This window comes from Kamptonema formosum PCC 10802 (genome assembly GCF_000332335.1).
Lineage (GTDB): Bacteria > Cyanobacteriota > Cyanobacteriia > Cyanobacteriales > Oscillatoriaceae > Oscillatoria.
On the sequence record NZ_KB235948.1, the window covers coordinates 4,202,212 to 4,216,883 of the forward strand.

At 55.6% G+C, this 14,672-nt stretch carries 14 protein-coding genes; 8 read left to right on the top strand and 6 right to left on the bottom strand.

The window, feature by feature from the left end:
• Window positions 1-50 precede the first annotated feature (50 nt).
• The 3 genes from OSC10802_RS40755 to OSC10802_RS0118150 form a co-directional block, all read right to left on the bottom strand.
• A complete protein-coding gene (locus tag OSC10802_RS40755; RefSeq protein WP_369797084.1) occupies window positions 51-311 on the bottom strand; it encodes a transporter suffix domain-containing protein in 261 nt (86 codons plus the stop codon).
• Window positions 312-395: 84 nt separating this feature from the next.
• Window positions 396-1,115 (bottom strand): bifunctional dihydropteridine reductase/dihydrofolate reductase TmpR, encoded by a 720-nt coding sequence (tmpR, locus tag OSC10802_RS0118145; protein ID WP_017718190.1) that lies wholly within the window; start codon window positions 1,113-1,115, stop codon window positions 396-398.
• Complete coding sequence (locus OSC10802_RS0118150) at window positions 1,102-1,536, bottom strand: NUDIX domain-containing protein (RefSeq protein WP_026098593.1); 435 nt, start codon at window positions 1,534-1,536, stop codon at window positions 1,102-1,104. Before OSC10802_RS0118150 ends, tmpR begins: the two co-directional genes overlap by 14 nt.
• A 601-nt stretch (window positions 1,537-2,137) precedes the next feature.
• On the opposite strand from OSC10802_RS0118150, the gene OSC10802_RS50265 reads away from it, so the two are divergent.
• The 3 genes from OSC10802_RS50265 (at window position 2,138) to OSC10802_RS0118170 (ending at window position 4,932) form a co-directional block, all read left to right on the top strand.
• Entirely contained in the window at window positions 2,138-2,335 is a 198-nt protein-coding gene (locus OSC10802_RS50265) for a hypothetical protein (RefSeq protein ID WP_155968034.1), read from the top strand.
• Window positions 2,336-3,022: 687 nt separating this feature from the next.
• A complete protein-coding gene (locus OSC10802_RS0118165) occupies window positions 3,023-3,718 on the top strand; it encodes an aldehyde oxygenase (deformylating) (protein ID WP_017718194.1) in 696 nt (231 codons plus the stop codon).
• Between the two features lie 188 nt (window positions 3,719-3,906).
• Complete coding sequence (locus OSC10802_RS0118170) at window positions 3,907-4,932, top strand: long-chain acyl-[acyl-carrier-protein] reductase (RefSeq protein ID WP_017718195.1); 1,026 nt, start codon at window positions 3,907-3,909, stop codon at window positions 4,930-4,932.
• 76 nt (window positions 4,933-5,008) lie between these two features.
• Here OSC10802_RS0118170 and OSC10802_RS0118175 read toward each other — a convergent pair whose 3' ends face one another.
• A complete protein-coding gene (locus OSC10802_RS0118175) occupies window positions 5,009-5,500 on the bottom strand; it encodes a tellurite resistance TerB family protein (protein ID WP_017718196.1) in 492 nt (163 codons plus the stop codon).
• Between the two features lie 545 nt (window positions 5,501-6,045).
• On the opposite strand from OSC10802_RS0118175, the gene OSC10802_RS0118180 reads away from it, so the two are divergent.
• The 4 genes from OSC10802_RS0118180 to folE all read left to right on the top strand — a co-directional run bounded on the left by OSC10802_RS0118180 (window position 6,046) and on the right by folE (window position 9,837).
• Window positions 6,046-6,417: a hypothetical protein gene (locus OSC10802_RS0118180; RefSeq protein WP_017718197.1), complete on the top strand. Its 372-nt coding sequence runs from the start codon at window positions 6,046-6,048 to the stop codon at window positions 6,415-6,417.
• Window positions 6,418-6,448: 31 nt separating this feature from the next.
• Window positions 6,449-7,429 carry an acetyl-CoA carboxylase carboxyl transferase subunit alpha gene (gene accA, locus OSC10802_RS0118185; RefSeq protein ID WP_017718198.1) on the top strand — a complete coding sequence of 327 codons (981 nt, stop codon included), beginning with the start codon at window positions 6,449-6,451 and terminating at the stop codon, window positions 7,427-7,429.
• Window positions 7,430-8,243: 814 nt separating this feature from the next.
• Entirely contained in the window at window positions 8,244-8,969 is a 726-nt protein-coding gene (locus OSC10802_RS0118190; protein WP_017718199.1) for an SDR family oxidoreductase, read from the top strand.
• A gap of 133 nt (window positions 8,970-9,102) precedes the next feature.
• Complete coding sequence (gene folE, locus OSC10802_RS0118195) at window positions 9,103-9,837, top strand: GTP cyclohydrolase I FolE (RefSeq protein ID WP_017718201.1); 735 nt, start codon at window positions 9,103-9,105, stop codon at window positions 9,835-9,837.
• A 124-nt stretch (window positions 9,838-9,961) separates the two neighbouring features.
• Here the strand turns inward: folE and OSC10802_RS44530 are convergent, their stop codons facing one another.
• A complete protein-coding gene (locus tag OSC10802_RS44530; RefSeq protein ID WP_017718202.1) occupies window positions 9,962-12,553 on the bottom strand; it encodes a right-handed parallel beta-helix repeat-containing protein in 2,592 nt (863 codons plus the stop codon).
• A gap of 349 nt (window positions 12,554-12,902) precedes the next feature.
• On the opposite strand from OSC10802_RS44530, the gene OSC10802_RS0118210 reads away from it, so the two are divergent.
• The gene (locus tag OSC10802_RS0118210) at window positions 12,903-13,562 is read left to right on the top strand and encodes a DUF3318 domain-containing protein (protein ID WP_017718204.1); all 660 of its coding nucleotides are present in this window, start codon (window positions 12,903-12,905) and stop codon (window positions 13,560-13,562) included.
• Window positions 13,563-13,670: 108 nt separating this feature from the next.
• On the opposite strand, the gene OSC10802_RS0118215 is transcribed toward OSC10802_RS0118210, so the two are convergent.
• On the bottom strand, window positions 13,671-14,465 hold the full coding sequence (locus OSC10802_RS0118215) for a 7-carboxy-7-deazaguanine synthase QueE (protein ID WP_026098594.1): 795 nt from the start codon (window positions 14,463-14,465) through the stop codon (window positions 13,671-13,673).
• Window positions 14,466-14,672 lie beyond the last annotated feature (207 nt).

Consider the following 14,672-nt stretch of genomic DNA (forward strand, 5'->3'; position numbering starts at 1 on the left):
CCGCGCCCGAAACAGCACAGTTAGCGCCCCTTCCCCGTATCCCGTGTCTGCTATTTCCCTATCAACCCACTCAAACGCTTCCAAACATAGCGCGGGCGAAAATAGCGCCGGTACTTGGCAGCCGCTTCTTTCCCCACCAGCAGCAACCCCAGCCAGAAAGCGACTTCTGCCAAAACCGCCAGCACTGGCACCAGCAGAGCTTTTTGCCCCACTGTCAAAGGCAAAACAGGCAAAAGCGCCACTCCCCCCAAGGGAAAAACGAGAAAACGATTAAAACCGGCCCCTATTTCCGTATATTTCCTAACTCTCACAGACCTCAAACCGGGGGAATCGGAATTTTCCCCAATATCCAATCCCCCAATCCCCAAATCCCGGCACTCAACCGCTCTCAGGGGTTAAATATTCCAACCGCCCGCGATTTCCACAACTTGACCAGTGATGTAATCCGAATCTGGCGCGATAAAGAAATCCACAGCACGCACCAGCTCATCGAGAGTGGCGAGGCGACCGGAAGGGATTTGCTCCAGAGGCTGACTCACAGAGGTTTCCGCAACCCCAGGCGAAACTACATTAGCGGTAATGTTATATTTTATTAGCTGTTTTGCTAAGGCTTTTGTGTACAGAATAATGCCTGTTTTAGCAATCGCATAGGGAGCGATTGAGGGGCGCGCAATTAAGTTCTGCGCTCCCGCAAACCCCAGGTTAACTATGCGCCCCCAACCGGCTGCTTTCAGGTGAGGCAGAGCCGCTTGAGTGACGTAAAAGGTGGCATTCAAGTTGGAATTTAAGATTTCATGCCACTCTTCGACATTAACATCTTCTATTGGTTTCTTAAGGTAGTTGCCCACATTATTGACCACCACCGAGAGTCCCCCCAACTGCTCCGCCGCACTTCCCACCAAATAGCGCACTTCCTCGGGATCTGTCACATCAGCTTGCAGGGTCAGAGCTTTAACTCCAAAGGATGCAGCAAAATCGGCTACTTCTCTAGCCGCTGACACACTGCGGTTATAATGCACTGCGACGTCAAAACCTTTGTTTGCTAAATCAAGCGCAATAGCTCGACCAATCCCTTTGGCCGCTCCGGTAACCAAAGCTTTCTTAAGCCTTGCCATTTGTTTGCTCTAAATAAGTTTCAATCAGTACGCGGGTGTAAGTGTTTAGAGGATAGCGCAATGCGTCTTGTGGGAAAACCCACTCCCACTCCACAATTTCTTCATTGGGTGTTACCTTTTCCGACGACGCTGCGGCGTAGTAGTTGACCAGTACAAAATGCGCTTCTTTGTAAAACTGGGGGTCGATGACCGCTTCCTGCAATAGGGCAAAACGAATCTCAGTAAGTTCCAGCCCCACTTCCTCGCGAAATTCGCGCACAAGCGCAGCTTCTAGGGATTCCCCCCACTCTACTTTGCCCCCTGGGACGCCCCACAAACCTGTCCATTTAGTAGTTTTTGCGATTAAAACTCGACTGTCAGAGCCGGTCACTAGAGCTCCTACGGTAACAACTGGCAGAAGGTTTCGATCAGTTGGTTTCACGACTGGATCTTGAATTTAGACGCTAGCAATCATTCTACTCTATTTGTAAACTTTTCGACCGGCGGACTATTCCCAACAGAGGATCGCTTTATCTATTTGGGGAAACTCCACCCATTAATCTCTATCGTTTTCATTGGAAAAATCCTCTGGAACTCGGCTGCGGGTTCCTACTGGGCGCGCAGACCTAATGCCGCGCAAAGATAAGCGCGATTCGCGCCTTGACAGGCGGGTTGCAGCCTGGTGAGCGCTCTCGAATTTTCGGTGCGAGCGCAATACCCAGTTCCCTTGGCTCCCGCTTGTGGCGTCCATCCCCCCGCCCTCGAAGAGGCTAACTGTATTGGGGCATCCGCTGCAAAGCGGACGATCTTATCTTACTGCACGCCGGCGTCAGCCTTTAACAATTTTTTAATCCTTCTTGTCCCCTCTCACCCAAACCGCTCCACCGGCGCGCCATCAGGGGTTTTGCGGGGGCTCGTCACAGGGCCACCATGTCTGGAAACAGGGCGGCGGAGCCGGCTGCGGCCAGCCCCGATAGATTGGCAGCCGCTTAATTAGAGCCTTTATATTTTAAGCTCTAGCGAACTTTAGCGAAGTGCGGCGGATGATTCTACGCTCACAGTCTGGGCAGGTAAAGGCTGGACCGGCCAGGAAACGGCACGCCGGCAGCCCTCTGTCAGGGGGCAAAGCTGGGCTGACCGGCGGTTTTTTCCCACTCGGTGCCGGTGCGGGAAAATCCCTGACGCCGCGCCGGCGGCGGGCCTCAGGGGCCATTAGGTGGGGAGCCGGTGTCCCCACATGAGTGCCAGGAACAGGGGGAGCGCCTGAAGTGGGAGCGCAATCACCCCTCAGGCGAGAGCCGCCAGCGCAATCGCTGGCTGGGCCCAAAAATTCAACAAAAACAGGACTTACGCTTGCGTCTCTATCTGTAGGGTGGGTTAGCGCTAGCGTAACCCACCCCACACCACATGAAGTGTCGTTGCGTAAGTCTTGAAAAATTAAACCGGGCCAAGGGATCGCCCGGCAGCGCCCGGGCACAACCCTGAAAGCCGGTCACAGCCGGCCCCAGTCTCGGTGGAATGGGGGCTCAACCGGCAGCAAGCTGGCCCGCTGCCCCGTGCTGGCCGGTCTTGCAGGGGTTCTGTGGCTTTCGGCGGAGGCCGCCTGCCGGCGAGCCATTGTAGAACTTGCTGTCAGGCCGCCAATTCATCAGATTTCCTTATGGGTTGGCAAAGGAATCAAAATCAGTTCAGCCCCCGCGATTTGGTAATATGCAGTCAGCGCTACTTTTTTTTACGCTCGCGGCTGATATGGCGGCTGCCGGTGGAACTCTTCAGAATGGCGGATTCCGGCAAGAGGAGTAAATCCTGCGTTGAAAGTAGGTAAATTACACTATAAGCTTAAAAGTACGCGCTCAATTTCGCAAAAACCCCTAGAGTGTAAGCTTCGCTCTACCATCTACCACCCTTGCGCAGGAGAAAAGACAGCTATGCCGCAGCTTGAGCTCAGCCCAGAAATAAACTTCCACAGCGAAACCTACAAGGACGCCTACAGCCGCATCAACGCCATTGTGATTGAAGGCGAACAAGAGGCCAATGACAACTACATCAAACTGGCTGAACTGCTGCCGGATCACAAGGATGAGCTGATTGCCTTGTCCAAAATGGAGTCGCGCCACATGAAAGGGTTCCAAGCCTGTGGCCGGAATCTCCAGGTGACGCCAGATATGGAGTTTGCCCGCAACTTCTTTGCCGACCTGCACCGGAATTTCCAAGAAGCCGCAGCCGAAGGCCGCACTGTAACATGCTTGTTGATTCAGGCGCTGATTATTGAGTGCTTTGCGATCGCGGCGTACAACATCTACATCCCCGTAGCAGATGCGTTTGCCCGCAAAATCACCGAAGGCGTCGTCAAGGACGAATACTCCCACCTCAACTTCGGCGAAAAGTGGCTCAAAGCACACTTTGAAGAGTCCAAAGCCGAACTGGAGCAAGCCAACCGGCAAAACCTGCCCCTGGTCTGGCGGATGCTCAACGAAGTGGAAGCCGACGCCAAAATCCTGGGCATGGAAAAAGACGCCCTGGTGGAGGACTTCATGATTGCCTACGGTGAAGCCCTCAGCAACATTGGCTTCAGCCCCCGCGAACTGATGCGCCTGTCCGCCTACGGTCTGGCCTCTGTCTGAGGGCCCATCAGGGAGGCCACCGGCCTGTTGAGCCAAAATTCGCTCAATTTCCGGCAAGGCGCGGCGTGCCGCGCCCTTGCTTTTTTTTTGCGCCCCTCTGCCGTACTGTGTTTATGGTTAAATAATATTTAACATTTTTTTCAATTCCCCGCTCGCCCCCTGATTCACCGGCTTACTGGTAGAACTTCATGTTTGGTCTAATCGGTCACCTTAACAGTTTGGAACACGCCCAGTCTGTAGCCAGAGATCTGGGCTACCCAGAATACGCCGATCAAGGGTTGGATTTTTGGTGCTCCGCGCCCCCCCAAATCGTTGACGAGATTACCGTCACCAGCATCACTGGCCAGAAAATAGAAGGCCGGTACGTGGAATCCTGCTTCTTGCCCGAGATGCTGGCCACCCGCCGGATTAAGGCCGCCACCCGCAAAGTTGTCAACGCGATGGCTCACGCCCAAAAGCACGGCCTGAAAATCACCGCCCTAGGGGGCTTCTCCTCGATCATTTTTGAAAATTTCAACCTGCAGCAGCTGCAGCAAGTCCGCACCATCAAGCTCGAATTTGAGCGCTTCACCACCGGCAACACCCACACAGCTTACATTATCTGCCGGCAGCTGGAACAGCTCGCGCCCCAGTTAGGCATTGAACTGTCCAAAGCGACCGTGGCCATTTGCGGGGCAACCGGCGACATTGGCAGTGCCGTGTGCCGGTGGCTGGACGCCCGCACCGATGTGGCGGAACTGCTGCTGATCGCCCGCGATCGAGATCGCTTGCAAGCGCTGCAGGAGGAATTGGGGCGCGGCAAAATCATGCAGCTCGAAGAAGCGCTGCCCCAAGCTGATATCGTGGTTTGGGTGGCCAGCATGCCCAAGGGCGTGGAAATTGACCCGGCGCAGTTAAAGCAGCCCTGCCTGCTGATAGATGGCGGCTATCCCAAAAACCTGGGCAATCAAATCCAGCACCCGGGGGTGTATGTCCTCAAAGGGGGCATTGTCGAGCACTCCCTCGATATCGACTGGCGGATTATGAAAATCGTCAACTTGATGGAGATGCCGGCACGCCAGCTGTTCGCCTGCTTTGCCGAGTCGATGCTGCTGGAATTTGAAAAATGGCACACTAATTTTTCTTGGGGCCGGAATCAGATTACTGTGGAAAAAATGGAGATGATTGGGCAGGTTTCGCTCAAGCACGGATTCCGCCCCCTGCTGTCATTCTGAGGGCCTTTTTTGGGGAAGAGTGTGGCGGCTGGCACCTCCGCCCCCAACCCGCGCACCTCCGGCAGCCGGCGGGCCCTTATCCCACCGGCTCCCCCTCTTCCCACACGAAATTTTTGATGTTCATCACTTCTATAATTTTCTCGCCAATCTCATCGGGGATTTCCAAAGCGTGCCACAGCTGAATCATAAATTGCTTTTCTTCTTTAGTGAAAACCGCATCCGCTAAAATTAGATCGGCGGCAATCGCAAACGCAGTTTGTCGCTGTTTCGGCGTTAGCGCTTTTTTTGCAGCAGCAAACACCGCAGGTGAACTGTGCTGCTCTATCAGCTTCAAGACTTGACTGAAAAGCTCTTTGAACTGCTCGCCTGAATAAGATTTGAACATCCGGACGCGGTTGGCAGACAGCGCCCACTTCTCCTCCTCAACTATCTTCCCATCCGCAGCCGCAGCTAGCACAAAAATAGCCACCAGCGCCTCCGCCGGCTTCAGCGACCGCACTGGCGCGCCGGGGAACGCCCTCTCATTTCCGAATAATTCCTTTCCGTCTCTCGGGGGTGTTGGGGGCATATTTGTTTCCTTTTAGTTTAAATTATGTGGTCTTCTCCCTCGTTGCCCTCGTTCCAGGGCAGAGCCCCAGAACGCAGTTCAGGAGGCAGGGCCTCCTTTCTGCAATAAGCAAATTAAAAGCGTAACAGCTCAGGATTTTCCCCTCGTTCCTGGGCGGTCGCTCTTTCCCGTACCCACAGAATAACTCGTTCCGGGGCAGATCCCCGCAACGCAGTTCAGGAGTAGAGCAGTATAGCAGCAGCCATTTAGGTTAAGACGTAGGACAGGCGTCTCGCCTGTCCCTATCCCTACTAGCAAGTGACATGCCTTGTCTTAAACTAACTGTGGATTGCTATAGTCATATGGGTTAGGACAATAGGAGCTTCGGGAGCAAGGGAGCAAGGGAGGCCGGAATGTACCTTCCCTAAATGCCTACTGCTATATAGACTTAGGGCAGGCGGGACGCCTGCCCTGAAGGTCTAATGTCCTAATCTAAGTGGCTCCTGCTCTATCTGCCTCTTTTTTGCAACAAGCAGCATGATTAGCGTAACAGCTCAGAATTTTTTATGAAAGAGGAAAACTGCTCGATCCCCGAGTTTTCAATTCCATTCTCCGGACATCTAAAATCCAAAATGGCTATTGAGGGGGGGTGGGGGGTGGGAGAGTGTGCGGCTGGCTTTCAGCACAACCCGCAGGGCTGGCAGGGGCTGGCCTGCGGTGCGGGCCGGCAGCCAGACGCTCTCGTGCAGTTGCAGATAGTTGTGCTTGATTCAATTGAAAGCCGCAATAACTGCGGAGCCATCCCTATGCTGGCACAGGTGGAAGCAATCGGCTGGCGTGCCGGCGGCGCGGGGATCACCGGCAGCAGACGGCCTCAAACGAGGCAACCGCTCTCGGGGGGATCTGCGATCCGCACTCGACAGGTTAAGATTTTATAAGAATCCACTCAATGCTATCCGAATTCCTATTGTGGCCAGTCCCGAGCGCAAACCCCTCCTTCTCGACTTTGAAAAGCCCCTGGCGGAGCTAGAGACCCGCATTGACCAGATCCGCCAGCTGGCAGAGGAAAATGGCGTCGATGTTTCCGAGCAAATCCGCCAGCTGGAAGCTCGCTCAGAGCAGCTGCGCCAAGAGATTTTTAGCAGCCTGTCGCCCATGCAGCGGCTGCAGCTGGCCCGCCACCCCCGGCGTCCCAGCACTCTGGATTACGTTCAGGCGATCGCCGACGAGTGGATGGAACTGCACGGGGACCGGCGGGGCTCCGACGACCCCGCCCTCGTCGGGGGGCTAGCCAGACTGGGAGGGAAGCCGGTGGTCATCGTTGGCCACCAAAAAGGCCGCGACACCAAAGACAATGTGGCCAGAAATTTTGGCATGGCGTCTCCGGGGGGCTACCGCAAGGCAATGCGCCTGATGGAACACGCCAACCGCTTTAGCATGCCGGTACTCACCTTCATCGACACCCCCGGCGCTTGGGCCGGCATCGAAGCCGAGCATCTGGGCCAGGGAGAAGCCATCGCCTACAACCTGCGGGAGATGTTCAGCCTCGATGTGCCGATCGTCTGCACTGTCATTGGAGAGGGCGGCTCCGGCGGTGCCTTGGGCATTGGCGTCGGCGACCGGCTGCTGATGTTCGAGCACGCCGTTTACACCGTCGCCACCCCGGAAGCTTGCGCCGCCATTCTCTGGAAAGACGCCCGCAAGGCACCCCAAGCCGCCGAAGCCCTGAAAATCACCGCCGGTGATTTGAAAAACCTCGGCATCCTCGACGAGCTGTTGCCCGAACCCAGTGGGGCTGCCCACGCCGATCCCCTCAAGGCGGCGGAGATTCTCAAGCAGGCGCTCTTACAGAATTTAGAGGAACTCTGTGGGATCACCGCCGCACACCGCCGCGAACTTCGCTATCAAAAGTTCCGCCGCATTGGCATGTTTCTCGAAGGTGCCGCCTAGCGCCGCCGGTCAAAGAATACCACAAACCGTTTTTTTTTGCATGGCGCAAAGTAACCCGGTTTCTTCCCACTCCCGAACCATACAGCACCTGTTCTCCCGTCCCCCACTCACCATGCCTCACACCCCTCCCCCATGCCAGATATCCCCAAGAGTCTTGGCATCTGTTACATTCCCTCCCAACGCCGCCGCCCACTCACTGCCTGCCACCGCCAGAAAGTCGGGCAGCGCCTCATATCTAGCCCTGTTGTGAACCGCTTCAGTACGGGGGCGCAGGGAGCGCAGCCAGAGCCCTGTCTGGGGTTGGCTATCACTGCTTGTTGGCGAGGGACAGAAATCTAATTGCCGGCACGGAAATTTCCGTTAGATTAGTGTCTTGTTTTTAGAGGCTGGCATTAGCTGAAACCCAGTAAAATCATGGTTTATAGCGTTCAGGCCAGAATCAAAATAGACAACTGAAAATTCGCTCTCCTGTCAGGGAGGAGGAAAATTCAGTATATCTGCTCATTGTAGCTGCGGTTGTGAGTGATAAAATGGGAGCGTAACAATTTTTAATGGTTATTTAATCTTGCCTAGTCTCGTTGTCCTCGACTGGGGTGATACCGGGCACAGTCCCAAACAAAATCACCCTAGGGTAGCCCCAGTCAAATTTCCAGAATCCTGGTAAGGGTGGGGCGATGTATAGATTGCGATCTTCCCAACCAGCCGGTGCAAATCCATTGAGAAAAGCTGAGGGATAATGTCCACCAGCAGTAAGTCTCGCACAACTGGCGTCAGCCAGAAAATTAGCTCATTAGAAGCACTTTTGGAAATCTGAATGAATTTCCCAACAAAACGGCGCGCCCCCCTCGCAGGGGCTAGCAGTGGGATTGGCAAAGCCACAGCCTTGGCGTTCGCAAAAGCAGGAATAGATGTTGCTTTAGTCAGTCGATCCCAAGAAAAATTAGAAGCCGTCGCTCAAGGCGCACGGCTGTGTGGCGTCAAAGCAGGGGTTTATCCCTTGGACTTGGCGAAAGTCTCCTCGGTGCGCGAGGGAATTGCCGCCATTGCAGCCGAAGAAAACCCCATCGATATCTTAGTGAACAGCGCCGGTATGGGGTACACCGGCACCTTAATGGATACCCCCCTTGCCGACTGGCAGCGCCTCATAGACTTAAATCTGACCAGCGTCTTTCAGTGTGTCCAAGGCGTCTTGCCCGCCATGCGATCCCGCCGAAGCGGACTGATAGTCAACGTCGCCTCCATTGCCGGCAAACAAACCTTTCCCAACTGGGGTGCCTGCGCCGTCAGCAAATTTGGCGTCATGGCGCTTTCCAAAACCCTGGCAGAAGAAGAGCGCCCCCACGGAATTCGCGTCACAGCTATCTGTCCCGGCGCTGTCAATACCCCCCTCTGGGATGCGGAAACAGTGGGAGCGGACTTTAACCGCTCTAGCATGCTAACCCCAGAAGTTGTCGCCCAGTCCATCTTGCATATCGCACTGCTCCCAGAAACAGCAGCGCTGGAAGAATTGACCCTAATGCCCAGTGCCGGCACCCTCTAAAAGCATTCAGCATTCAGCAACCGAATCTGAAATTTTTTCAGGCAATCGCCTTTTTCAAAATCCGGAACCGGCTGACAGCTGAAATTGACGCGCTCGCCCTGTCAACTCCTCATACAGTTAACCCAAACTTATCATGACTGTTACCTATTCCAACGGTTTTAATGGCTCCAGCTCATCCGTAGATAATAGTGCCAAAATGTCTCAAACTCCAGAAATTATCCCCAGCTTAGAAACGCGACCCGACCGCAATACCTTGGACGGTCAGCGCCAACCCCACCTGCACTCCCCTAGCGAAGAAGATAACCAGCAGCTGATGGAATCTGTGCGGACGATGCTGCTGAGCCTCGGAGAAGATCCAGAGCGGGAAGGACTCCTGAAAACCCCCAAGCGGGTGGCAGAAGCGATGCGATTTCTCACCAGCGGCTACTCCCAGTCCCTAGAAAAACTGGTCAACGGAGCCATCTTTGATGAAGGTCACAACGAAATGGTTCTCGTCCGGGACATCGACTTCTTCAGCCTCTGCGAGCACCACATGCTGCCGTTTATGGGCAAAGCTCACGTCGCCTACATCCCCAACCAAAAAGTAGTCGGACTGAGTAAATTAGCCCGGATTGTCGAGATGTACGCCCGCCGGCTGCAGGTGCAAGAACGCCTGACTCGCCAAGTCGCCGAAGCCATTCAAACCATCTTGGAACCCAAGGGAGTCGCCGTTGTCATGGAAGCCACCCACATGTGCATGGCCATGCGGGGCGTGCAAAAACCCGGTTCTTGGACAGTCACCAGTGCCATGCTCGGCATCTTCGACGAAGACCACAAAACCCGCGAAGAATTCCTCAACCTGATTCGCCACCGCCCCGCCTTTTTTTAAAGAAGAGGGGTGCCCTAATACAGGGTGTTTTGTAAACACAAAGTGAGGGCTGCCAGAAACCCGGTTTCTTCAAGAAACCGGGTTTCTCCCCCTATTCTCCCCGGTTTCTCAACCCCGCACCGGCTCAAAACCCAAACAATCTGCCATCCTTATTGCCGGTGCGCGCTACCGAACAGCCGGGCGCGATGTCCCACGCCCCGCGAGAATTGCCGGTCAAATCGCAGTTTTCCACCGTTCCAGAACCGTTGGAGTCAGCGCACAACCCGTAAGTATTCCCATAAATCTTGCACCGGCGAATCGCAGGATTGCTGCCCTTGGCAATCCTCACCCCTGCAGAAGCGTGACCAAAAATATGGCAGCCCTCTAATGTCCCCTGAGCGCTCTCCGTCAGGGACACACCGTTATTCGGCCCGTCATGAATTTGGCAGCGCTCAATCGCCGGATTGCTGCCCCGCTCAACCCTCACCTGAGCGCCGGCATTGCCAAAAATATCGCAGCCAGCAACTGTCCCCCTAGCGTTTTGGGCAATCCAAATACCATTCTGTTTGCCGTCGCGAATTTTGCAGCCCCGGATAACCGGATTGCTTTTGTTAGTAATTCCCACCCCCGGATAGGCGTTGCCAAAAATATCGCAATCCTCTACAGTCCCCTCAGCGCTCTCAGTAATCCAGACACCGTTCTGCTGTCCGTCCCGAATTTCGCAGCCCCGGATAACCGGATTGCTTCCCCCCACAATTCCCACCCCTGAATGGGCGTTGCCAAAAATATCGCAGCCGAAAACTGTCCCCAAACCGCCCGCAGCAACCCACACGCCAGATGCTCTCCCGTTGCGAATTGTGCAGCGCCGGATTGTGGGATTGCTATTCTTCGTAATTTCCACCCCCGGAGCGTCGTTGCCAAAAATATCGCAGTCCTCCACAGTTCCCTGACTGTTGTGGCAGAAATAGACACCAACATTTTTCCCGCCGTGAATTTGGCAGCGCTGGATCAGGGGATTGCTGCCCAGAGTCACTCCCACCCCCGGCATTGCGTTGCCAAAGATATCGCAGTCCTCTACAATCCCCTGACTGCGCTCGGAAATCCAAATCCCATTATGCTGCCCGTCGTGAATTTTGCACCGGCGGATAACCGGGTTGCTGCCCGAGACAATTGCCACTCCCGCACCGGCATTCCCCCTAATATCGCACTCCTCTAATATCCCCTGACCGTTTTCGCTAACACACACACCGGCGTCTTTCCCGTCGCGAAATTTGCAGCCCCGGATCAAAGGATTGCTGCCTTGCTTGATTCCGGCACCGGCACCGGCATTGCCAAAGATATCGCAATCTTCTACAGTCCCCTGACTGTTGCCCTCAAACAAAATACCACAATTCCTGCTATCGTGAACAGCGCACCGGCGGATAGCGGGGTTGGCTCGTTCCGTGCCAACCGCTATTCCAGGGCCGGTTTCCGAGGCAATATCACAGTCCTCAAGTATCAGGCATCCCTGAGTCACCCACACCGCACTGTCGCAGGACCGCCCAGATGCCGGTGGGAGACTGCCGTCGCCCCCCTCTGGCACAAGCCCCCGCCGGCGCACAGTCAAACCCCGCACTGTGGCGCAATCCGCCCGCATGACAATCCCCGGCGAGTCCCCACTCTCGATCGCGATCTCCCCCACCGGCCCATCCCCGAGAATCCCCACTGGCTTGTCAATGGCAATGCTTTCGCGGTATAATCCAGGACGCACCAAGATGCTCGCTCCCGCCCGGGCGTTTTTGAGCGCTTCGCCAATCGTTCTAAAGTCAGCCGGCCCCCATTGGGCCACCACCAAACTCTGTGCCGCTGGCGGATTTAAAGCAGCCAGCACCCGATCTGCTGACTGATAGCGATCCCTCACCAACTCGTGCAGCAGGTTGTCCAAAATTTGCCCCAGCTCGTCGCTCACTGCAGCGCCCGGTGGCAGGCGTTCGCGCCAGAACCAGCGATTTTCCACAGGATTGTGCAGTCGAGAGGGGTGAGTGCCTGTCAGCAGGTGCAGGCAAGTCGCGCCCAAGGCGTACAGGTCACTCGCTGGGTACGCTTTGCCAAATTGCAGCTGTTCCGTCGGGGCGTACCCTTTTGTGCCGGTGCGAGTCCCCGCTTGAGCCGGCTTTGTTCCTGACAGCTGTTTGGAAACCCCAAAATCAATCAGCACCAATTTGCTGTCGGACTGGCGGCGAATAATATTATCTGGCTTGATGTCTCGGTGAATGACGCCCCGATCGTGGATAAATTTAACCACCGGCAGGATATCCGCCAAAAGCTCCCGGATCTGATTTTCGCTGTAAGGCCCTTTTAAGTTCCTTTCTGCCAGCAAATTCTGCCCGTCGATGAATTCTTGCACCAGATACAGCTGCCGGTCTTGCTCAAAGTAGGCGATCAGGTCGGGAATCTGCGGGTGCGCCCCCAGTTCGTACAGCCGCCGCGCCTCTTCGTTAAACAGGCGAATGTATTCCTGCAAGTGGGCGGGATTTTGCTGCACGTGCGGCGGCGGCGACAGTTGCTTGATCACGCAGGGTTCGTCAAATTTGCCGTGATTGACCGCCCGAAAGGTTCGCCCCATACCCCCCTGACCGAGTGGCGAAATCGCCCGGTACAGGTCTTTGAGCAGCAATTTTGCGCCGCACTGCTGGCAAAATTTATTGCCGGCAGGGTTTTGTGGGTTCTGGCACTGGGGGTTGAGGCAATAGCTCATATTCGCAATCCATCAGCCAATGGATTCTATGATAGCGGCGGCAGGAGAGGGTCACGGTTGGGGGGAGCGCCAGTGATAGTTTTTATTAATATTTGAACCGCCAAGACGCCAAGGACGCCAAGGAAGAGAGGGGGAGAGTGTGAGGTTGGGGGAATTTACTGGGGATTGGGGGAGCGGGCCCACAGGCCGGTGCTGCCGGGACAGCAGTGCGTCAGGGATGTGCTGCCGGCGCGAGAGGGCCAGGGGGGTGCCGACCTGTGGGCCAGCCGGCAACCGATTCGGTGAAGTTTTACAATTAGTTCCAGGGAAAGGCTTATTTTCTGTTTGAAACTTTCTGGGGCCCGATTCTATGACATCGTATGCAACCTCCACTGCTAAAGCCGAAATAAATGAACTCCGGCGCTTGAAAGGCTTGCTGCCGCCGGAATTGCAGAGCTGGGTCATGGTGGAGAAGACCGCTGAGGTCAACCCCCCCCTGATCCGCTGCGAAGAGATTGGCAAGGATCAGGTGGAGATCCAAATTGACCTGGTGAAGTGGGAGCAGCTGGCGCTCGACCAGAGAAATCTGCTGTTTTGGCATGAAGTGGCCAGAATTCAAAACGACACCATCCCTAAAGAAGGGTGGGAAATGGCGGCGCTGGCGATTGGTCTGGGCGGCGCTGTGGGCGAACTCTGGGTGCAGGATGGGTTGCTGCTGCTGCTCGCCCTGGCGCTGTGCGGGGTGGCGGGGTACCGAATGTATCAGAAAAATAATGGCGACAAGCAACTCCAAGAAGCGATGGATGCTGACGAAAAAGCCATTGCCCTGGCCACTCGGTTTGGCTATTCTCTCCCCAATGCCTACAAGAGTCTGGGCAGCGCCTTGAAAACTTTGGTCGAGCTCACCCCCAAGAAGGGGCTGCGGGCTAAGTACGAAGCCCGGTTGCAAGCTCTCAAGCGCAGCGCTAACAAGGCTAAAGCCAAAGCTAAATCCCCCCGCGACACCAACCAATCTGAAAGCGTTTATTGACTGTTGGGCATTGGGCATCACGCAAAAGGGCAGGGGAGCTTGCGAGCAGGGGAAATCGGGAGCGGGGGAGCGCTATGCCCCATGCCCCATGCCCCATGCGCTATGCCATTACAGCTGGCCCAGGATTTTGTGCGTCTGCGGCACCACTCGCACTTGTTTGAGCTGGCGCTTGACCAGCGCTTGCCATTCCAGCACTTGCTCAGGTGCCGGTGCCAGCATCACCGGCACCTGTCCCGCCTCTCCCTCTGACGGCGCATTGGGTGTCACCGGCTGCAAAAACACCGGCACCTCCGGACTCACCGCCGCCACCATCTCCGCCGCCTGCTCTAACTCCTCTGGGTTCGTCTGGCTGGAAATAATTATCTTGACAAAAACTTCCTTTTGTGCTATTATGCACATCTTCAGAAATTCCGCGTGTGCCGGCCAGTGGCTTTCCCCGCTGACACTGGGCAGCTTGATGTCCATGCCTGCGGAGTCCAGATAGGGCAGAATCGCTGCCAGCTGCTGGGGGCGGTGGCCACCCGTTTCCAGGTAGACCGGCAAGCCGGTTCTGGCGCGAAGCTGGGGCAGAAATTCCGCCAAGAAGGGGGCGTGCAGCAGGGGTTCGCCGCCGGTCAGGCTAATGCTGTCGTGCAGCCCCGGTTGATTTTGCCGGTCTGTCCATTCCAGCAAGCTGTCAAGCGGCACGGGATTGGGGTGGGTTTGAAAGTCCCGCAGTCCGGGGGTTTGCTCGATGCTGCAAGTGGCCGGTGCCTGCCAGGTGTGAGCGCTGTCGCAAAAGTGGCAGCGCAGATCGCAGAGGGCAAAGCGGATGAAAATCTGGCGAGTGCCGACATTGAGCCCTTCGCCTTGAATGGCGGAGAACACTTCGATCAGCCTCGCAGTCGGGGTTTGATAAATCATAAAACAAACAAATAATGTCTTAGCATCCGACACCAAAAGCATTACATGGCTAAAGCCCAGCAAATATTATTATGTAATTTACGGTTGAATTGATTGTGTGTATAAACCGGTGTGGGCTTCGGGGTGCCGGCTCGGGAGACGTAGGACAGGCGTCCCGCCTGTCCTGCGGGGGGGTCAGGATGTGGGCGTTGCAGTAAAAAAAGATAA